The sequence below is a fragment of the Mesorhizobium sp. WSM4307 genome (assembly GCF_007003945.1).
Taxonomy (GTDB): domain Bacteria; phylum Pseudomonadota; class Alphaproteobacteria; order Rhizobiales; family Rhizobiaceae; genus Mesorhizobium.
Genome location: NZ_VFTB01000005.1, coordinates 475,626 through 493,119, shown reverse-complemented (window position 1 = coordinate 493,119; position 17,494 = coordinate 475,626). Strand labels below are relative to the sequence as shown.

Annotated in this window: 18 protein-coding genes; 5 read left to right on the top strand and 13 right to left on the bottom strand. The window is 63.4% G+C overall.

The window, feature by feature from the left end; translation table 11 throughout:
• Nucleotides 1-5: 5 nt before the first annotated feature.
• The gene (locus FJV83_RS15010; protein ID WP_142886598.1) at nt 6-1,157 is read right to left on the bottom strand and encodes a ceramide glucosyltransferase; all 1,152 of its coding nucleotides are present in this window, start codon (nt 1,155-1,157) and stop codon (nt 6-8) included.
• 228 nt (nt 1,158-1,385) lie between these two features.
• Here FJV83_RS15010 and apaG point away from each other — a divergent pair, with 228 nt between their 5' ends.
• A complete protein-coding gene (gene apaG, locus FJV83_RS15005; RefSeq protein WP_010913396.1) occupies nt 1,386-1,778 on the top strand; it encodes a Co2+/Mg2+ efflux protein ApaG in 393 nt (130 codons plus the stop codon).
• Between the two features lie 37 nt (nt 1,779-1,815).
• Here the strand turns inward: apaG and FJV83_RS15000 are convergent, their stop codons facing one another.
• From FJV83_RS15000 to FJV83_RS14990, 3 genes are all read right to left on the bottom strand, one after another.
• Nucleotides 1,816-2,847, bottom strand: a complete 1,032-nt coding sequence (locus tag FJV83_RS15000) for an Hsp33 family molecular chaperone (protein ID WP_095771890.1) — start codon at nt 2,845-2,847, stop codon at nt 1,816-1,818.
• A gap of 129 nt (nt 2,848-2,976) precedes the next feature.
• Nucleotides 2,977-3,888 carry an ornithine carbamoyltransferase gene (gene argF, locus FJV83_RS14995; RefSeq protein WP_095198318.1) on the bottom strand — a complete coding sequence of 304 codons (912 nt, stop codon included), beginning with the start codon at nt 3,886-3,888 and terminating at the stop codon, nt 2,977-2,979.
• A gap of 16 nt (nt 3,889-3,904) precedes the next feature.
• The gene (locus FJV83_RS14990; RefSeq protein WP_095771889.1) at nt 3,905-5,104 is read right to left on the bottom strand and encodes an aspartate aminotransferase family protein; all 1,200 of its coding nucleotides are present in this window, start codon (nt 5,102-5,104) and stop codon (nt 3,905-3,907) included.
• A 357-nt stretch (nt 5,105-5,461) separates the two neighbouring features.
• On the opposite strand from FJV83_RS14990, the gene FJV83_RS14985 reads away from it, so the two are divergent.
• A complete protein-coding gene (locus FJV83_RS14985; RefSeq protein WP_142886597.1) occupies nt 5,462-5,980 on the top strand; it encodes a GcrA family cell cycle regulator in 519 nt (172 codons plus the stop codon).
• A gap of 62 nt (nt 5,981-6,042) precedes the next feature.
• Here the strand turns inward: FJV83_RS14985 and FJV83_RS14980 are convergent, their stop codons facing one another.
• The 3 genes from FJV83_RS14980 to FJV83_RS14970 all read right to left on the bottom strand — a co-directional run bounded on the left by FJV83_RS14980 (nt 6,043) and on the right by FJV83_RS14970 (nt 9,247).
• On the bottom strand, nt 6,043-7,050 hold the full coding sequence (locus FJV83_RS14980; protein ID WP_142886596.1) for a magnesium and cobalt transport protein CorA: 1,008 nt from the start codon (nt 7,048-7,050) through the stop codon (nt 6,043-6,045).
• 97 nt (nt 7,051-7,147) lie between these two features.
• Entirely contained in the window at nt 7,148-7,873 is a 726-nt protein-coding gene (gene phoU / locus FJV83_RS14975; RefSeq protein ID WP_095771886.1) for a phosphate signaling complex protein PhoU, read from the bottom strand.
• Nucleotides 7,874-7,981: 108 nt separating this feature from the next.
• A complete protein-coding gene (locus FJV83_RS14970) occupies nt 7,982-9,247 on the bottom strand; it encodes an ATP-binding protein (RefSeq protein ID WP_142886595.1) in 1,266 nt (421 codons plus the stop codon).
• A 113-nt stretch (nt 9,248-9,360) separates the two neighbouring features.
• Here FJV83_RS14970 and ppk2 point away from each other — a divergent pair, with 113 nt between their 5' ends.
• Complete coding sequence (gene ppk2, locus FJV83_RS14965; protein ID WP_142886594.1) at nt 9,361-10,269, top strand: polyphosphate kinase 2; 909 nt, start codon at nt 9,361-9,363, stop codon at nt 10,267-10,269.
• A gap of 58 nt (nt 10,270-10,327) precedes the next feature.
• Here ppk2 and FJV83_RS14960 read toward each other — a convergent pair whose 3' ends face one another.
• The 3 genes from FJV83_RS14960 to FJV83_RS14950 form a co-directional block, all read right to left on the bottom strand.
• Entirely contained in the window at nt 10,328-11,092 is a 765-nt protein-coding gene (locus tag FJV83_RS14960; RefSeq protein ID WP_245437728.1) for an enoyl-CoA hydratase-related protein, read from the bottom strand.
• A complete protein-coding gene (locus FJV83_RS14955; RefSeq protein ID WP_095771883.1) occupies nt 11,089-11,727 on the bottom strand; it encodes an acyl-homoserine-lactone synthase in 639 nt (212 codons plus the stop codon). The genes FJV83_RS14960 and FJV83_RS14955 overlap by 4 nt, the downstream gene beginning before the upstream one ends.
• A gap of 98 nt (nt 11,728-11,825) precedes the next feature.
• Entirely contained in the window at nt 11,826-12,557 is a 732-nt protein-coding gene (locus FJV83_RS14950; protein WP_095771882.1) for a LuxR family transcriptional regulator, read from the bottom strand.
• A 257-nt stretch (nt 12,558-12,814) separates the two neighbouring features.
• Here FJV83_RS14950 and FJV83_RS14945 point away from each other — a divergent pair, with 257 nt between their 5' ends.
• Entirely contained in the window at nt 12,815-13,666 is an 852-nt protein-coding gene (locus FJV83_RS14945) for a transporter substrate-binding domain-containing protein (protein ID WP_095787309.1), read from the top strand.
• 29 nt (nt 13,667-13,695) lie between these two features.
• Here FJV83_RS14945 and FJV83_RS14940 read toward each other — a convergent pair whose 3' ends face one another.
• Nucleotides 13,696-14,109 (bottom strand): tellurite resistance TerB family protein, encoded by a 414-nt coding sequence (locus tag FJV83_RS14940; RefSeq protein ID WP_095787308.1) that lies wholly within the window; start codon nt 14,107-14,109, stop codon nt 13,696-13,698.
• A gap of 173 nt (nt 14,110-14,282) precedes the next feature.
• Here FJV83_RS14940 and FJV83_RS14935 point away from each other — a divergent pair, with 173 nt between their 5' ends.
• A complete protein-coding gene (locus FJV83_RS14935) occupies nt 14,283-15,929 on the top strand; it encodes a lysine--tRNA ligase (RefSeq protein ID WP_142886593.1) in 1,647 nt (548 codons plus the stop codon).
• On the opposite strand, the gene FJV83_RS14930 is transcribed toward FJV83_RS14935, so the two are convergent.
• Together FJV83_RS14930 and FJV83_RS14925 are read right to left on the bottom strand one after the other, a co-directional pair.
• Complete coding sequence (locus tag FJV83_RS14930; RefSeq protein ID WP_348645169.1) at nt 15,895-16,755, bottom strand: thermonuclease family protein; 861 nt, start codon at nt 16,753-16,755, stop codon at nt 15,895-15,897. The two genes, FJV83_RS14935 and FJV83_RS14930, sit on opposite strands and share 35 nt — an antisense overlap.
• A 9-nt stretch (nt 16,756-16,764) precedes the next feature.
• On the bottom strand, nt 16,765-17,403 hold the full coding sequence (locus FJV83_RS14925) for a helix-turn-helix transcriptional regulator (RefSeq protein ID WP_095771878.1): 639 nt from the start codon (nt 17,401-17,403) through the stop codon (nt 16,765-16,767).
• Nucleotides 17,404-17,494 lie beyond the last annotated feature (91 nt).

Sequence of the window (17,494 nt, the reverse complement as noted above, 5' to 3'; positions counted from 1 at the left end):
CGCGATCAGGCGCGCGACGACGCCTCTTCCAGTTCGGCGGCCTTGGTGCCGATGATCATCGCATTGCCGCGCCAGTCGACGGCGCCGCCGAGCCAGCCGCGCGCCCACATGGTTGGAAGCATCAAGTCCCGCGCAATCATCGCCGCGACCGTGCGCGGCGACAGGTGCCAGCCCTTGGACCAGGCCAGGGCGCATTCCGGTAGATAAAAGGCCGCCAGCACGGCGATGGCCGTCAGCGGCAGGCTGAAGCCGGCGCTTGCCGCCGCAACCAGCGCAAGCGCCAGCGGCACCACCGCGCCCGTCAGGATTTCCGGCGCGAAGAACCGCGGGAAGGTTACGCGGCGCAGGCGCGCCCAGCGGGCCTGGCGTGACCAGATCGCGCCAAGCGTGCGCCTGCCAAGCGGCTGCTCGAAGGGTGCCGCGACGAGATTGACGCATAGGCCAAGCCCATTGACCAGCTTGGTCGCGGCGGCGTCCTCGGCGATTTCGGCGGCCAGCGCGCGGATGCCGCCATTGGCATCCAGCATCGGCTTGTTCCACAGCATGCTCTTGCCCTGGGCAAAGCCAAGGCCGAGCGCCTCGCCGGCATATTGCCAGCGGGCCTGCAGCGTGTTGAGGAAGGCGCATTCGACCTCGGCCCAGAAGCCCTCCGGCCGCGAGCCGATCGGTGTCGAGCAGACAAGGCCGGTATCCGGCTGCCACGCCGCCATCAGATGCTGGATGTAGTCTCTCGGCATCAGCACGTTGGAGTCGGCGAGGACGACCCAGTTGTGCCGCGCGGCTTCCCAACCCTTGACGCAATTGTTGAGCTTGGGATTGGCGCTGACGCGGTCGTCACCGATCAACAGCCGGGCCGGCACTTTTGGAAAGCGGCCAATGGCGGCGCGGATCAACCTGACCACCGGATCGTCGCCATGGGCAACGCAGAAGATCAGCTCGTAGCGCGGCCAGTCGAGCGAGAAGGCGCGCTCCAGCGTCTCCTGCGTGAACGGCTCGACGCCGCGCGAGGGTATGACGATCGATACCGGCGGCGATTTGCCGACCGGCGGTGCGATCGCGGTGCGCCGTCTCAGCTGTGAGGCGGCGAGCAGGATGCTGGCGAGGTTTGAGGCAATGAGAGCGGACGACAGCGAGGCGGTTATGAGGGTGAGTTCCATCGAGATCCGGTCACTCCAGAAAAACCAGCCGGTGTGGCGGCCGTTTTCGACAGTTCGACAGAGCGCCCGAGTCGCCCGGCATTGGTCGGCGCACCCCATCATTGTCATGTGTCACTTAAATGACATTCTTTGCCGGCACCTGCGTTTCAAGACGAGGCGCGACAAGACGCGCTCGTTGATCTGCTCGCCGGGAGCGCCGAAAGGTATCGGATCGTTTTGGAGCCGCTTATGTACCGCGCCGTCACGCGCAACATCGAAGTGCAGGTCAGGCCGTTCTACCTCGAGGACCGCTCCGATCCTTCCGAGAACCGCTATGTCTGGGGTTATCAGATAACGATCGACAACCAGTCGGACGAATTCGTGCAGCTTCTGTCGCGTTATTGGCACATCACCGACGGTGCCGGCAGGGTCGAGGAAGTGCGTGGCCCGGGTGTCGTCGGCGACCAGCCCGAACTCAATCCCGGCGACAGCTATCAATACACGTCCGGCTGCCCGCTCTCGACGCCATCAGGCATCATGGTCGGGCACTACACGATGCGCAACAAGCGCGGCGAGACTTTCGACATCGCCATCCCGGCATTTTCGCTGGATCTGCCGGGGACCAGGCGTACGGTGAATTAGCGTCCTTCTCCCCGTTTTACGAGGAGAAGGACTGGCTTTATTGCGCGGCAAATTCCGCCGGATCGAAGTCGTACTGTGTCGAGCAGAATTCGCAGGCGACGTGGATGCCGCCATCCTCGGTGCTGTCCTTGATCTCCTGCGCGGAGAAGCCCTCGAGGATGCCGCGGATCTTGTCGCGCGAGCATGAGCACTGGTCGGCGACGGGAACGCCGCCGAAAACCCGCACGCCATGCTCGTGGAACAGGCGATAGAGCAGCCGTTCGGTACCGATCGTCGGATCGATCAGCTCAGTCGGCTCGATGGTGCCGAGCAGCGCCAGCAATTCCTGCCAGGAATTGTCGGTGGGATCATGGATCTCCTCGCGCGGATCGCCATCGCCGCCGTGCAGGTCCGGAACGCGCATGCGATCGGACGCCTGCGGCAGGAACTGCGCCAGGATACCGCCGGCGCGCCATTGTTCGCGCGCGCCGCCGACGCCGGGCGTCAACAGCTTGGCCACGGACAGCCTGATATCCGTCGGGATCTGCTCCGACTGGCGGAAATAGGTGCGCGCCGCGTCTTCCAGCGTTTCGCCGTCGAGCTGGACGATACCCTGATAGCGCTGCGTATGGGCGCCCTGGTCGATGGTCAGTGCCAGCACGCCACCGCCGAGCAGTGTCTGCTGGGACGTTTCGCCTGCGGCGACCAGTGCCTCGAGGCGATCGGCATCGAAGCGCGCATAGGCACGCAGCGCCGACGGCGTGGTGAAATCCGCCACCAGCATGTCGACCGGCCCATCGGTGCGGGTCTGCAGGATGAACTTGCCCTCGAATTTGAGCGAGGTGCCGAGCAGCACCGTCAGCACACAGGCTTCCGCCAGCAGGCGGGCGACCGGCTCGGGATAATCGTGGCGGCTGAGAATGGCGTCGAGCATCGGCCCGAGTTGCACGGTACGGCCGCGCACGTCGAGCGGGCCGACCTCGAACGGCACGACATGGTCGTCGCCGGCATAGCCGAACTCGCCGAGTTTGGGGTGATGTTCAGTCACTTGATGCGTTTCCAACATGACAAAGCTCCAGGGCGCGGCCATGCCGCCCCCTGGGGTGCATGCGTCCAAACGCGCTTGATTTGCGTGATGCGGCGCAGATAGGCATCGCGCCTCCGCAGATCAAGCGCCCGGACCTTTCAAACCCCAAGCCACTTCGAACCCCAAGACACTTCAAGCCCCAAGACACCAGGCAAGCACCGCCTTTTGGGCGTGGAGCCGGTTCTCGGCCTCGTCGAAGACCACCGAATGGGGTCCGTCGATGACCTCGTCGGTGACTTCCTCGCCGCGATGCGCCGGCAGGCAGTGCATGAACAGCGCGTCCGGCTTGGCATGCGCCATCAGCTTGGCATTGACCTGGTAGGGCGAGAAGACGTTGTGGCCGCGGGCGCGATGCTCCTGGCCCATCGACACCCAGCAATCGGTGACGACGCAGTCGGCCTGGTCGACGGCTTCCTCGGGCGAGCGGGTGAAGTGCAGCTTGCCGCCATGCGCCTTGGACCAGTCGATATGCTTCTGCGCCGGCTCGCTGCCTTCCGGCACGGCGACGTTGAGGTTGAAGCGGAACCGCGCCGAGGCCTCGAGCAGCGAATGCAGCACATTGTTGCCGTCGCCGGTCCAGGCGATGGTCTTGCCGGCCACCGGACCGCGATGCTCCTCGAAAGTCATGATGTCTGCCATCAGCTGGCAAGGATGGGTGTCATCCGTCAGCCCGTTGATCACCGGAACCGTGGCGTTCTCGGTCAGCTCCAGCAACCGTTCATGCGAGGTGGTGCGGATCATGATCGCGTCGACATAGCGCGACAGAACCTTGGCGGTGTCGGCGATGGTTTCGGAGCGGCCAAGCTGCATTTCGGTGCCGGTCAGCATGATGGTCTCGCCGCCGAGCTGGCGCATGCCGACATCGAAGGAGACGCGCGTGCGCGTCGACGGCTTGTCGAAGATCATCGCCAGCACCTTGCCTTCGAGCGGCCGGGTCCGCTCGCCGGCCTTGAGGCGCGCCTTTCGCACCACCGCGTCGTCCAGCATGAAGCGCAGGTCGCCTTCGGAAACGGTGGAAAGATCGGTGAAATGGCGAACTGACATCGGCAATTTTCCGGAATTACTTCGCGGCGGCCACGGCGATGGCATCCGCCAGGCCTTTGGCACCGGCGCGGATGCGGTTGAGCGCTTCGTGGATCTCGGCGTCGGTGACGGTGAGCGGCGGCAGCAGGCGAATGACGTTGTCGCCGGCCGGAACCGCCAGCAAATGCTGGTCGCGCAGCGCCATGTTCACCTTGGTGTTGGGCATGGCGCATTTGAGGCCAAGCATGAGGCCGGTGCCCCGGATGTCTTCGATGACATCGGGAAACTCGTCGGCGATCGCCGCCAGGCCCTGCTTGATCAGCAATGCCTTGCGCTGGACGTCTTCGAGGAAGCCCTCTTCCAGCACTACGTCGAGCACGGCGTTGCCGACCGCCATGGCCAACGGATTGCCGCCGAATGTGGTGCCGTGCACGCCAGCCGTCATGCCGACGGCTGCTTCGTCGGTTGCAAGGCAAGCGCCCATCGGAAAGCCGCCGCCAATGCCTTTGGCGATCGCCATGATGTCGGGCGCAACACCTGACCATTCATGCGCGAACAGCTTTCCGGTGCGGCCGATGCCGCACTGGACCTCGTCATAGATCAACAACAGGCCGTGCTGGTCGCAAAGCTGCCGCAGTCGCTTCAGGGACTGCGTCGGGACCGGGCGGATGCCGCCCTCGCCCTGCACCGGTTCGATCAGGATCGCGGCGGTTTCCGGCGTAATCGCCTTCTCGGCGGCATCGATGTCGTCGAAGCCGACCTGGTCGAAGCCTTCGACCTTGGGGCCGAAGCCTTCGAGGTATTTGTACTGGCCGCCGGCCGCGATGGTCGCCAGCGTGCGGCCATGGAAGGCGCCTTCGAAGGTGATGACGCGGAAGCGCTCGGGATGCCCCTTGACGAAATGGTAGCGCCGCGCCGTCTTGATCGCGCATTCCAGCGCCTCGGCGCCGGAATTGGTGAAGAACACCTTGTCGGCGAATGTGGCATCGGCCAGGCGCTCGCCAAGCCGGCTCTGCCCGGGAATCTCGTAGAGATTGGAGACGTGCCACAGCTTTGCCGCCTGCTCGGTCAGCGCAGCGACCAGATGCGGATGGCCATGGCCGAGCGAATTGACCGCGATGCCGCCGGCGAAATCGAGATATCGCTCGCCCTTGTCGGTAACCAGCCAAGTGCCTTCCCCGTGGTCGAAAGCCAGGGGAGCGCGAGCAAAGGTCTCGTAAAGCGCCGAACCGCTCATTATATGCGTCTCCGGTACCGGAAAATCAAAAAAGCCGCCAAAGCGGCGGCCTTGTGCGGCTTATCGTGTTTTTCGGCCATGAAGTCAACGAAAAGGTCGCGTAGTGGCACGCGGCAAGCCCCCTGACGAGACGCCGGCTCATAAGCGACCGGCAAGTTGGGGAAAACCGAAAAAACCGATTCGTGTTGCACTTGGGACTCTTGTCACCGAGTCTGCGCATAAGGTAATTGTAGTCGAGAAATAACTAGATTTCGTGCGGCGGACCTAATCACCAGATATATGTGGTGTCTGCCCCAGCAGTGGTGCTGGGTCGGGAAAGGATTCTGATTGCCGCACGCTTAGCAGGAGCGCGGTCTCATGAACTGGACTGACGAGCGGGTCGAACTTCTCAGAAAATTGTGGTCGGAGGGTCTGAGCGCAAGCCAGATTGCTGCCCAGCTTGGAGGGGTGAGCCGAAATGCCGTCATCGGCAAGGTGCACCGTCTGAAGCTGTCGGGCCGCGGCCGCGCAACGGCGACGCCGGCACGCCAGAAGAAGACGACACAGAGCTCGACCGTTCAGAAATCGGTGGCGCGCGCCGCGAGCACGGCTCGCCACGTCACGACATCGATCGGCGCGACCGCCCTTCAGACGCAATTCGACGCCGAGCCGGTGGCGCGGCATTATATCCGCCCAGTCGAGAATGTCGTGGTACCGATCTCACGGCATCTGCAACTCGTCGAGCTGACCGAGCGCACCTGCAAATGGCCGAACGGCGATCCGCTATCGGAGGACTTCAACTTCTGCGGCAACGAGGCCGCCGAAACCGGTCCTTATTGCAAGTACCACGCCCGCGTGGCCTTCCAGCCAGCGGCGGAGCGGCGGCGGAGTCGGTGAGTAGTGAGTAGTGGGGCGCGTGGAGCACTGTTCACTCCTCACTAATTTCTACTGGCCTCCTTTCACAGCCACCCATTCTTGCGAAACCGCCAGTAGAGAAACGCGCAGATCGCCGCGATGGTGGCCAGCACGATGGGGTAGCCATATTCCATCTTCAGTTCCGGCATGTCGGTGAAGTTCATGCCGTAGATGCCGGCGAACGCCGTCGGCACCGCCAATATGGCCGCCCATGAGGCGAGTTTCTTGGAAATCGCCGTTTCCTGGCTCTGACCGACCAGCAGGCTCGCCTCGAAGGCGAAGGCCAGCACCTCGCGCAGGCTGTCGATCTTTTCCTGGACGGTGCGGATGTGATCCGTCACATCGCGAAAGAGCGGGTGCATGGCTGAATGGATCTGCGGCAGGTCGGCGCTGGTCAGGCGGCGGCAGACCTCCACCAGCGGAAGCGCCGCATTGCGCAGGCGCAGCAGATCGCGGCGCAGCATGTAGAGCCGCTCGATATCGGGGCCGGTCATCGGCTTCAAAAGCACCCGGTCCTCGATCACCTCGACCTCGTCCTCGATCTGTTCGAGCACCGGCATGTAGTTGTCGACGATGAAATCGAGAATGGCGTAGAGAACGAAATCCTCGCCCTTGGCCAGCGAATGCGGGCAGCTTTCCCAGTGCTGGCGCACGGCGGCGTAGGAGGTCGACGGGCCGTGCCTGACGCTGACGATGTAGCCCGAGCCGACGAATAGATGCGTCTCGCCGAAAGTCACCCGTCCTTCGATCAATTGCGCGGTGCGGGCGACGATGAACAGCGCATCGCCATATTGCTCGATCTTCGGCCGCTGGTGCGGATGCTCTGCATCCTCGATCGCCAGCTCATGCAGATGGAACTGGGCCTGGACGCGCAACAGAAGCTCGCGATCCGGTTCGAGCAGCCCGATCCAGACGACATGTCCCGATTTCTTGGCCCATTCGCCGGCTTCCTCGATCGAAATGTCCGCGATGCGCCGCCCGGCCATGTAGACACTGGAGGCGATGATGCCTGATGTCGGCGCCGCGGGCTTGAACTCTCGGACATATTCCATCGCAGCCTCCTGAAAGCAGGCCCCTTATCAAGGCCTGAGAAGCTTAACGCCGGGATAGTTTAGCGCAATATGATCTGGCGTTCGAGAGGATGAACGTTCATTTCGCCGGAAGCGGCGCCGAAAGGCTGATCTTGTCCGTCTTGTCGCCTTTCGGCCGCTCGGCCGGCATCTGGTCGCCGGTGACGATGTAATAGATGGTCTCGGCGATGTTGGTGGCATGATCGCCGATGCGCTCGATGTTCTTGGCGCAGAACAGAAGATGCGTGCAGGGCGTGATGTTGCGAGGATCTTCCATCATGTAGGTCAGCAGTTCGCGAAACAGCGACGTGTACATGGCATCGATCTGATCGTCACGGTCGCGCACGAAGCCGATCTTGTCGACCGAGCGCGATGCGTAGACGTCGAGAACTTCCTTGAGCTGGGTCAGCGCCAGATTGGCCAGGGCCTCCAGACCGCGAAACAGGCTGGTCGGCTGGCGGCCGTCGGTGACGGCGACCACCCGCTTGGCGACGTTCTTGCCGAGGTCGCCGACGCGTTCGAGGTCGGCCGAAATGCGGATGGCGCCGACGATCTCGCGCAGGTCGGTCGCCATCGGCTGGCGCTTGGCGATGATGATGATCGCCTTGTCGTCGATCTCGCGCTGCCCCTCATCCAGCACTGCATCGTCGTTAATGACCTTCTGGGCCAGCCCAGGATCGGCATTGACGAGAGCGGCGACCGCCTGCTCGACCATGCGCTCGGCATGGCCGCCCATCGCCGCGATGCGCTTCGACAGATATTTCAGCTCCTCGTCAAAGGCGCTCATTATGTGCACGGACTGCATGGACGAAATGCCTTCCCACGGGTTCTTGAGTCGTTTCCTCGAATCCCCGCTGATACGCTAGCCGGATGACAGAAAAAAGAAACGCTTCCAGGGGAAACTAGGGCACTATCAGTGCGTCGGCAAATGAACCGAGAAGGCGGCGCCCTTACCGACCTCGGATTTGATCGTCAGCCTGGCATTGTGGCGCGTCAGGATGTGCTTGACGATGGACAGGCCAAGGCCGGTGCCTTTCTGGGTCCGGCTGGTCTCGACATCGATGCGATAGAAGCGCTCGGTGATGCGCGGAATGTGCTCCTCGGGAATGCCGGGACCGAAATCCCGGATGGTGACGTCGATGCCGGGTTCGGAACCGTCATCGGCGCGCGCGATCGAGACCACGACACGGCCGCCGGACTGGCCGTATTTGCAGGCGTTTTCCAGCAAGTTCTCGAAAACCTGGAACAGCTCGTCGCGATCGCCCGGCACATTGAGTGGTCCCTTGGCGAAATCACGCTCGATGACGACGCTATTTTCGCGGGCAAGCGGGGCCAGTGAATCGATGACGCTGTCGACGGTCTGGCGCAGGTCGACCTCGGTTCCGGGCTTCAGATAGGGCTTCATCTCCAGCCGGGACAATGACAGCAGGTCATCGATCAGACGCGCCATGCGGCCGGTCTGGTTCTGCATGATCTGCAGGAACTGCTCGCGCGCCGCCGGATCGTTGCGGGCCGGTCCGCGCAGCGTTTCGATGAAACCGGCGATCGAGGCGAGCGGGGTGCGCAATTCGTGGCTGGCATTGGCGATGAAATCGGCGCGCATGCGGTCGATCCTGCGCGTTTCGCTCTGGTCCTTGAACACCAGCACATACAGGTCGGTGCCGTGCCCGACCGAGGACGCGCTGACCCGGTAGGCCCGTTCGACCGGGAGCTTTTCGGTATAGTCGACCACATCAGAGGCGATACTGCCCGACAGCACGCTGTCGAGCAGCGTCTGCATTTCCGGCGCCCGGAATTTCAGCGGCAGCGACAGGCCCGGTGCGATGCCGCCGAAAGCGGCAAAGGCGGCGGCGTTGGCATGGACGATGGTGGCGGAGCGGTCGAAAATGATCAGCGGATCGGCGACGGCGGCCGCAAGATATTCGCCTGACAGGCGTTGCAGGCCGATCGCCTCGATCGCGGCGGCATTCTCGCCGGACTGGCGCAGGCCTGCGGCTGGCAGCATCGCAGCGACAAGCAACAGGAGCAGCGCCGGCACCAGCACGTAGGCGGAAATATTGGCAAAGGCAAAAGCTGTCAGAACCGCGACGACACCGGCCGCAAGCAGCCAGCGGCTGTTCCACAGCCGGATGGCCATGGCTTGCGCCACACTTGCCTGCTCTGCGCTTTGCTCAGCCATCCGCGCATCCTATAGCCCTCTCGGGCGCTGTCCGGCCGTATGGCAACTTCCTGCTAGACCGGCATGGAGGCTCCCAATAGCATGAGTCCGTAAGCTGGAAAGGGTTCGTCTCGATGAAAAAGGCCAAGGAAAATCCCGCAACAGCGACGTCAGGTCCGCTGAAGATCAGGATCGACGGCAAGGAGCGGGCGTTCGACATCGAGAATCCCGAGCTCCCGGACTGGGTCGAGGACAACAAGCTGACCGCGGGCGGCTACCCCTACGACAAGAAGATGAAAAGCGACGACTATGACGAGACGCTCGAGAAATTGCAGATCGAGCTGGTGAAGGCGCAGGCTTGGCTGCAGGCGACCGGGAAGCGGGTGATGGCGCTGTTCGAGGGCCGCGACGCCGCCGGCAAGGGCGGCACGATCTTCGTGGTGCACCAGTATCTCAACCCGCGCACGGCGCGCAACGTGGCGCTGACCAAGCCAACCCCCACCGAACTGGGACAATGGTACTACCAGCGTTATGTCGATCATTTCCCGACGGCAGGCGAATTCGTCACCTTCGACCGTTCCTGGTACAACCGCGCCGGCGTCGAGCCGGTGATGGGCTTCTGCACGCCCGAGCAGCACGAGAAGTTTCTCGACGAGACGCCGCATTTCGAACGAATGATCGTCAACGACGACATCCATTTCTTCAAATTCTGGCTGAACATCGGCCGGGAAACGCAGCTCGAGCGTTTTCACGATCGCCGCTACAGCCCGCTGAGGAGCTGGAAGTTCTCGCCGATCGATGTCGCCGGCATCACGAAATGGGACGATTACACCAAGGCGCGCGACACCATGTTCGAGCGCACCCACAAGGCATTCGCGCCATGGATCATCGTGCGGGCCAATGACAAGCGCCGCGCGCGGTTGGCGGTGATGCGGCGCATCCTGTTGTCGGTACCCTATGAGGGGCGCGATCTCGATATCATCGGCAAGGAAGACAAGAAGATCATCGGCGAAGGGCCGTCATTCCTCGGCAAGGAAGGCTAGGCCTTCCCGCGCCGCGCGGCCACCTGGCAGCGCGGCGCGTGGCTCTTGACGCGGTTGCTCAGGCCGCGAGCCGGGCGATCCGCTGCAGGCGCCGCAGCGTGGTGTCGTCTTGCAACGCCTGCTGGAACAGCGATATCTCCTGGTCGATGCGGTCGCACAGCGCACCGGTGTTGCCCTTGAGCAGGCCGCGGGTCTGCAGCAGGGCGGCAACCGGCTTCTTGGCGAGCTGCCTGGCGCGGCCAAGTGTCGCCTCCTCCACGCCGTCATGCACGATTTCGGCGACGAGGCCGAGTGCCCTGGCGTCCTCGGCGTGAAGCGTGTCGCCGAGACAGAAGAAGCGGAAGGCGCCGGCATAGCCGAGCTTCTGCGGCGCCAGGATGCTGGTCGCCGCATCCGGCACAAGGCCGAAATCGACGAACGGCACGCGGAACGTGCTTTCATTCGAGGCGATCACCATGTCGCAGTGGAACAGGATGGTGCAGCCGACACCGACGGCATCGCCGTCGACGCAGGCGAGGATGGGCTTGGGGAATGTCGCCAGCGTGCGGAACATGTCGGTGACGGCGGCGATCAGCTTCTGGTGCTTGGTGGCGTCGAGGAATTCGGAAAAGTCGCCGCCGAGGCAGAAGCAGCCTGCCAGGCCACGCAGCACGACGACACGGACCTCGTCATTGTCGGCGGCTTCATGGAACGTCCTGGCAAGGCTTTCATAGGCCCTTCTGTCGAGCACCGGCCGGCCGTCATTCGACGACACGGTGACGATCAGCGTGTGGTTGCGCAGTTCCGGTTGCGGGTGCGGGTTCATGGCGGTCTCCAACCTCATGACGCCCTCCTTTGGCCGAACATGTCGGGATATCCCCGGGCCAGGACGGGAGCGTGGTGGTTGCGGCGCGAACGCACAACGTCCAGCGTGTGCTCATTGAAGGAGAGCAGGGTCGCCACGACCTGCTGATTGCCATAGGTGCGCTGGTAGCCCAACGGCGTCGCCAGGAAATGCAGCTGCAGGGCGCGCAGCACCCACATCGGCTCGAACTCGATGATCACCTTGTCGACACCGCGCTTCAGCCCCCACTCGACGAAGCCGGCGATCAATTCGGTTCCGACGGTCGAGACGCCGCGACGACCATCGCGAAAGCCGGGAGCCACCGCATAGCGGGTCAATTCCCAGATGTTGGGGCCCGATGGTGGCGTTCCTTCGGAAAGGTCTGCCAAGACCTCGGTCAGCAGATGGGGCCGCGTGGTCGGCAACATCCGTTGATAGCCCGCGACTTCGTTGCCTCTGATGACGATCTGATGCACCGCCTCGTCATGGTCGAACTGGTCGACCTCGAATCCGTCCGGCCGCCGCAGGTCCTCCCACCCCATCTCTTCGACAAATATCTGGTAGCGTAGACGATGGACGGCCTCCCAAAGGTCGGGACGTTCCATCAATTCCTGAGTTGTAAGACAAAAAAGCATGCCGTCGTCTCCTGGGTTTAAGAGGAAGATACGGCCGTGCCTCAACGAGAAAATTGCGTGATCACGTAGGCAAGAAATTCTAGGTCGGCACGGCCGACCTAACTAATGTAGCCGCGCCTTATCGCTTCGGCGACGGCCTGGACCCGGTTGACGGCACCGAGTTTGCTTTTGGCGTTAAGAAGATGTTTCTCCGACGTGTGTTCGGAGATGCCGAGGATTTGCGAAATCTCCCATTCCGACTTGCCGACGGCGGCCCATTGCAGGCATTCGCGCTCGCGCGGGGTCAGTTCTATGTGGTCGATGGTCTTGGTCGCCATGGTGTGGATTTGCATGGCGCGGCCAACGGCATAGGTCGAGACCAGCGACACAAGGCCGAACTCGGCCGCCGACAGCTGCACGGCCTCGCCACCCAGCGACACCATGACGATCTGGCCATCGAGCGTGATCAGCGGGAAGGCCAGCCCGTCGCGCAGCTTGAAGGCGCCGGCATCGCCCATCACCTCATCGCTGCTCTTGTCGAAGCTAATGCCCTGGGCGGCTTCGCGCCACTGGAACGGCGCCTGCAGCTGCTTCATGTGGCTGACCACCGGATCGTGATCGACATAGTTGCGCGCCACGTAGCGCTCCAGCCATTCGACAGGCCAGTCGCAAAGCAGCACATGCTGCTTTTGCTGCCCTGTCGGTGTGCCTGGCTGCGGAACGGTTCCCGCCATCAGCGCGGTCAGACCGAAATCCGAGGTTATGCCCAAAAGTTTCTCGCAGACCGCCGCCGCCGTTCCGGCGTGCTGCAGTTGGTCTATGTATTCCAGCGTGCGATCGAATTGACCCATCGCAACATAACCCCATGTTGCCTCATGCATTGAGATCAATGGTCCATGCGTTGTCTGCATTTGGCCACCGACCACGGATTGCAACACGCACATTCTCGGTTGTGGTTCTCGACCCGGGTCCCCCAACCAGGGCAGCCACCGCTGTTTGCAAACGTGCTAAAGCATAGCCTGAAATTGGCGCGTTGAAATCAAAAACCATTGTGCCTGTACCATTTTCGTACCAAAACCGGTGCTAATCGAGGGCGCGGAGTTCTATCGTGGCGTTCCAATGGAGGTTCCTGGTCCTGGCGTCGCTGCTGATCGCGGCACTGCCATCGGCTCCTGCGGCGCGCGCGGCCGAACCGCAGGTACCGGTATTGTGGGACGCCAAGGAGCGGTTGCCGAAGCCCGACCTCTCGGCACTGCCACGGCTGCGATTCCTGACGACCACGGATTTTCCGCCTTTCAATTTCCTCGATGGCGCGGGAAAGCTGTCCGGTTTCCACATCGACCTGGCGCGCGCCATCTGCGCCGAACTCGGCATTGCCGACAAATGCCAGATCCAGGCATTGCCCTGGGGCGAGCTTGAAGGGGCCCTCGAGAAAGGCGAAGGCGAAGCAATCATCGCCGGCATCGCCGCGACGCCGCAATCGCGCCAGACATACGCCTTCTCGCGCTCCTATCTGCCGTTTCCGGCGCGCTTCATCACGCCGAAGAACAAGGCACTTGCCGAACCGGTCTTCGACAAGCTGCGCAGCAAGCGCGTCGGCGTTCTCGCCGGCTCGGCGCATGAGCGCATGCTGCGCGACTATTTCAGCACGGTCCAAATCGTCTCCTTCGACGGACCGGAAGCCCTCTACAGCGATCTCAAGGCGGGCAAGATCGATGCCGCCTTCGGTGACGGCATGCGTTTCGCCTTCTGGCTGGGCGGCTCGGATGCAGCCCGGTGCTGCCGTTTTGCCGGCGGTCCCTATCTGGCGCCCGAATATCTGGGCACGGGCATGGCTATCGCCACACGGGCGGACAATCCGGCGCTGGCCGCAGCGATCGATTACGCGCTGCAGGAGATCTCGATGAAAGGCACCTTCGCCGAATTCTACCTGCGCTATTTCCCGGTCAGTTTTTTCTGATTCAGAGCACGGCCCAGGGTTGTTGAGATTCAGGTCAGGGTGCGCAGCCGCGCCTTGGCCGCGCGGCCGATGGCGGCGACGGTCAGCGTGTCGAGATCGAGCTTGCGGCGGATCAACTGCAGCACCCGGACTTCCTCCATGCGCATTTCGAGATCGACGGCGGCCACTTCGAAGGCGGCGGCGTAGGCGGTGTCGCGCAGGCGCTCCGGCAGGGCGTCGCCAATTTGGGCCAGGACACCCTCGAGGCCATCCTTTTCCTGCAGCAGCTTCTGGCAAGCCTGGGCGACGGGAACCAGGCGGTCCTGCTTGAAATCCTCGAACACCGGCCATGAGCGGACAACGTCGCCGATCCGGGCCAGTTCGACATCGGTCATGTCGCGGTCGGAGGCCGAGGTGATGACCATCAGGTAGATCAGGGCTTCATGCGGGGTCGGCGACGGCATTCTTTACTCCTTGAACGGGTTTCGAAGCTAGGAACGGGGGTCGAAGGTCGCAAGGAAAAAGCGCCCCACGCGTTGACGCTCCGGCCATGCGCGCCTAGAGGACCGGTTGAAAATCGACACTGCGACCATACCGGCGAATGATCTGGCCGGCGAACAATTTGGAAAACGCGACCATGGCGGGATCAAACATAATCGATCTCAACCCCGAACTGCTGGCGGCAGCGGCCGAGAGCAAGGCATGGCCGTTCGAGGAAGCCAAAAAGATCATCGAGCGCTACAAAGGCAGCGACTTCCCCGAGACGATCCTGTTCGAGACCGGCTATGGCCCGTCGGGCCTGCCGCACATCGGCACGTTCGGCGAGGTGGCGCGCACCTCGATGGTGCGCCATGCATTCCGCGTGCTGACACAGGACAAGGTCGCCACCAAGCTGCTGTGCTTCTCCGACGACATGGACGGGATGCGCAAGATACCCGACAACGTGCCGGATCGCGCGGCACTCGAGCCGCATCTGCACAAGCCGCTGTCTTCGGTCCCCAATCCGTTCGGCGGCGACTATGCGAGCTTCGCCGACCACAACAATGCGATGCTCTGCCGCTTCCTCGACACGTTCGGCTTCGACTACGAATTCGCCAGCGCGACGCAGTACTACAAGTCAGGCCGTTTCGACGCCATGCTGCTGCGCGCCGCCGAGCGCTACGACAAGATCATGGCGGTGATGCTGCCGACGCTCGGGCCGGAACGGCAGGCGACCTACAGCCCGTTCCTGCCGATTTCTCCGAAGAGCGGCCGTGTGCTTTACGTGCCGATGAAGCATGTCGACGCCAAGGCCGGCACCATCACCTTCGACGATGAAGGCACCGAGACCACGCTTTCGATCGCCGGCGGCCGGGTGAAGCTGCAGTGGAAGCCGGATTTCGGCATGCGCTGGGCAGCGCTCGGCGTCGATTTCGAAATGTTCGGCAAGGACCATCAGACCAACGCGGTGGTCTATGACCGCATCTGCAACATCCTGGGCGGGCGCGCGCCGGAGCATTTCGTCTACGAGCTGTTCCTCGACGAAAACGGCCAGAAGATCTCGAAGTCGAAGGGCAACGGCCTGACCATCGACGAGTGGCTGACCTATGCGCCGACCGAAAGTCTCGGGCTCTACATGTACCAGCGGCCGCGGCAGGCCAAGAAGCTCTATTTCGACGTCATTCCGAGGGCGGTGGATGAGTATTACACCTTCCTGGGCGCCTACCCCAGGCAGGACTGGAAGGAGCGGCTGGGCAATCCGGTCTGGCACATGCATGACGGCAATCCGCCTGATATCGACATGCCGGTGCCGTTCTCGCTGCTGCTCAACCTGGTCAGCGCCTCCAATGCGCAGAACAAGGACGTGCTGTGGGGCTTCATCTCGCGCCATACGCAAGGCGTGACGCCAAAGACGCATCCCGATCTCGACCAGCTGGTCGGCCACGCCATCCGCTATTTCGACGATTTCGTGCGGCCGACGAAGACCTTCCGTGCGGCCGACGAGGTCGAACGCGAGGCGCTCGAGGCCCTGGACGCGGCACTTGGTGCATTGCCGGCGGATGCCGGCGGCGAAGCGATCCAGAACGCTTCGCTCAATGTGGCGCGCAAGATCGAACGCTATCAGGATCATTCCAAGCAGAGCCCGGAGGGCGGCCCGGGCGTTTCGGGCGCCTTCTTCCAGATGATCTACCAGGTGCTCATCGGCCAGGAGCGCGGTCCGCGCTTCGGCTCGTTCGCCGCGCTCTACGGCGTCGCCGAGACCCGCGCGCTCATTCAGCAGGCGCTGGCTGGTCAGCTGGCTTGAGGGCGCCGTCGACCTCTTCCAGGATCGAGCCCGGCGCCTGAGGCGCCGGGGCTGGCGCGGGCGGAACCGCTGACATGCCGGCCAGGTTCGGCGCCGACCCGAAAATGCCCTTCTTCGCGCTTTGCGCCTTTTCACCGGCCGCGACATAGGGTCCGCCCTTGGCGGCACGCGCCCAGCCATTGTCGACCAGCCATTGGCCGACGTCCTGCTTGCCGATCCGGCACTCCGCCGCGATGCGGTCGCGGCCGCCTTCGGGCGGCACCGTGCAGACCACGGCGCGGCCGCGCAGGAAAGCGCGGAACGCCGTGCGCGCACGAATGCCGCACGGCCAGGACTTGCCGTCGGTGGTGCAGGTCTCGTCCTGCCCGACGGCATCGATGCCGGAGATCGCGACCGAATAGCCTTTCGCCTCGATCAGGCCGGCGGCGGTCGCGACCGGCTGGAACAGCTTGGTGCCATTCCAGTCATCGGGCATCTTCGGCTTGGGCGGCATGGCCAGCGCCAGCTTGCTCAGCGGCTGGCGCGGCTCGACCCGCTCGAGTTCCCCAACGCGCAGTTCCGGCGGCGCGACGACGTCCGGATCGATCGCCCGCGAATGCACCGCCGCCTTTGGCGGTGGCGGAACGGCCGGCGCGGGAATGGCTGAGGTGGCCGGCTCGTCAGACCCGGCATCGGTGCCGGCCTGAGAGATCGTGCCCGCGCCGGGATCGATCTGATCCACCGCGACGGTGCCTTGGCTTCCTTTCAGCGTGCGGCCGCCGGCGACGACCAGGGCCGCCATCACCGGGATCATCAGAACCGCCACAATGAGATGAGGTACCCGCACCAGCCCGACCTACTGGCTTGCCCAGACAATCCGCGCCACCCATTCGACCTCGCGCATGGGAATGTCGCGGTCGGGATGATCGGGATTGAGTGAGACCAGCGCGATCGACTTGACGGTCTGGCGCTCGAGCACCTTGGCCATCACCTCGCCCGATATGGTCTTGACGACGACGCGATCGCCCTTGCGGGTGATGGCTCCCGGCTCGACGATGAGGACGTCGCCATTGCGATAGAGCGGCAGCATGGAATCGCCCTGCACCTGCAGCGCATAGGAGCTTTCGGTCGATTGCGCCGGCAGTTCGACCAGATCCCAGCCCTGCCCGGCCGGAAACCCGGCATCATCGAAGAAGCCACCGGCACCGGCCTGGGCAAAGCCGAGCAGCGGCACGGAGCGCCTGTAGGCGGGCGCAGCGCCTATGCGGCCTTCGATCAGCCCGGTGAATTCGTCGAGCGAGGCACCCGTCGCCTCGATGATCTTGGCCAGTGATTCGGTCGAGGGCCAGCGCGGCCGGCCATCCGAGGACAGGCGCTTCGACTTGTTGAAGGCGGTCGAATCGAGGCCCGCGCGCCTCGCCAGACCTGACGCCGAAAGCGAATAGCGCTCGGCAAGAGCATCGATGGCAGCCCAGACACGCTCATGCGAGAGCAATCTCGCTCTCCTCGAAACAGGAAAAAATGCCTCTTCCTGTCTAGCGCGCATTCGCCGCCATGTCCACCGGGCGCAGGTAGTGTCTTAGTTT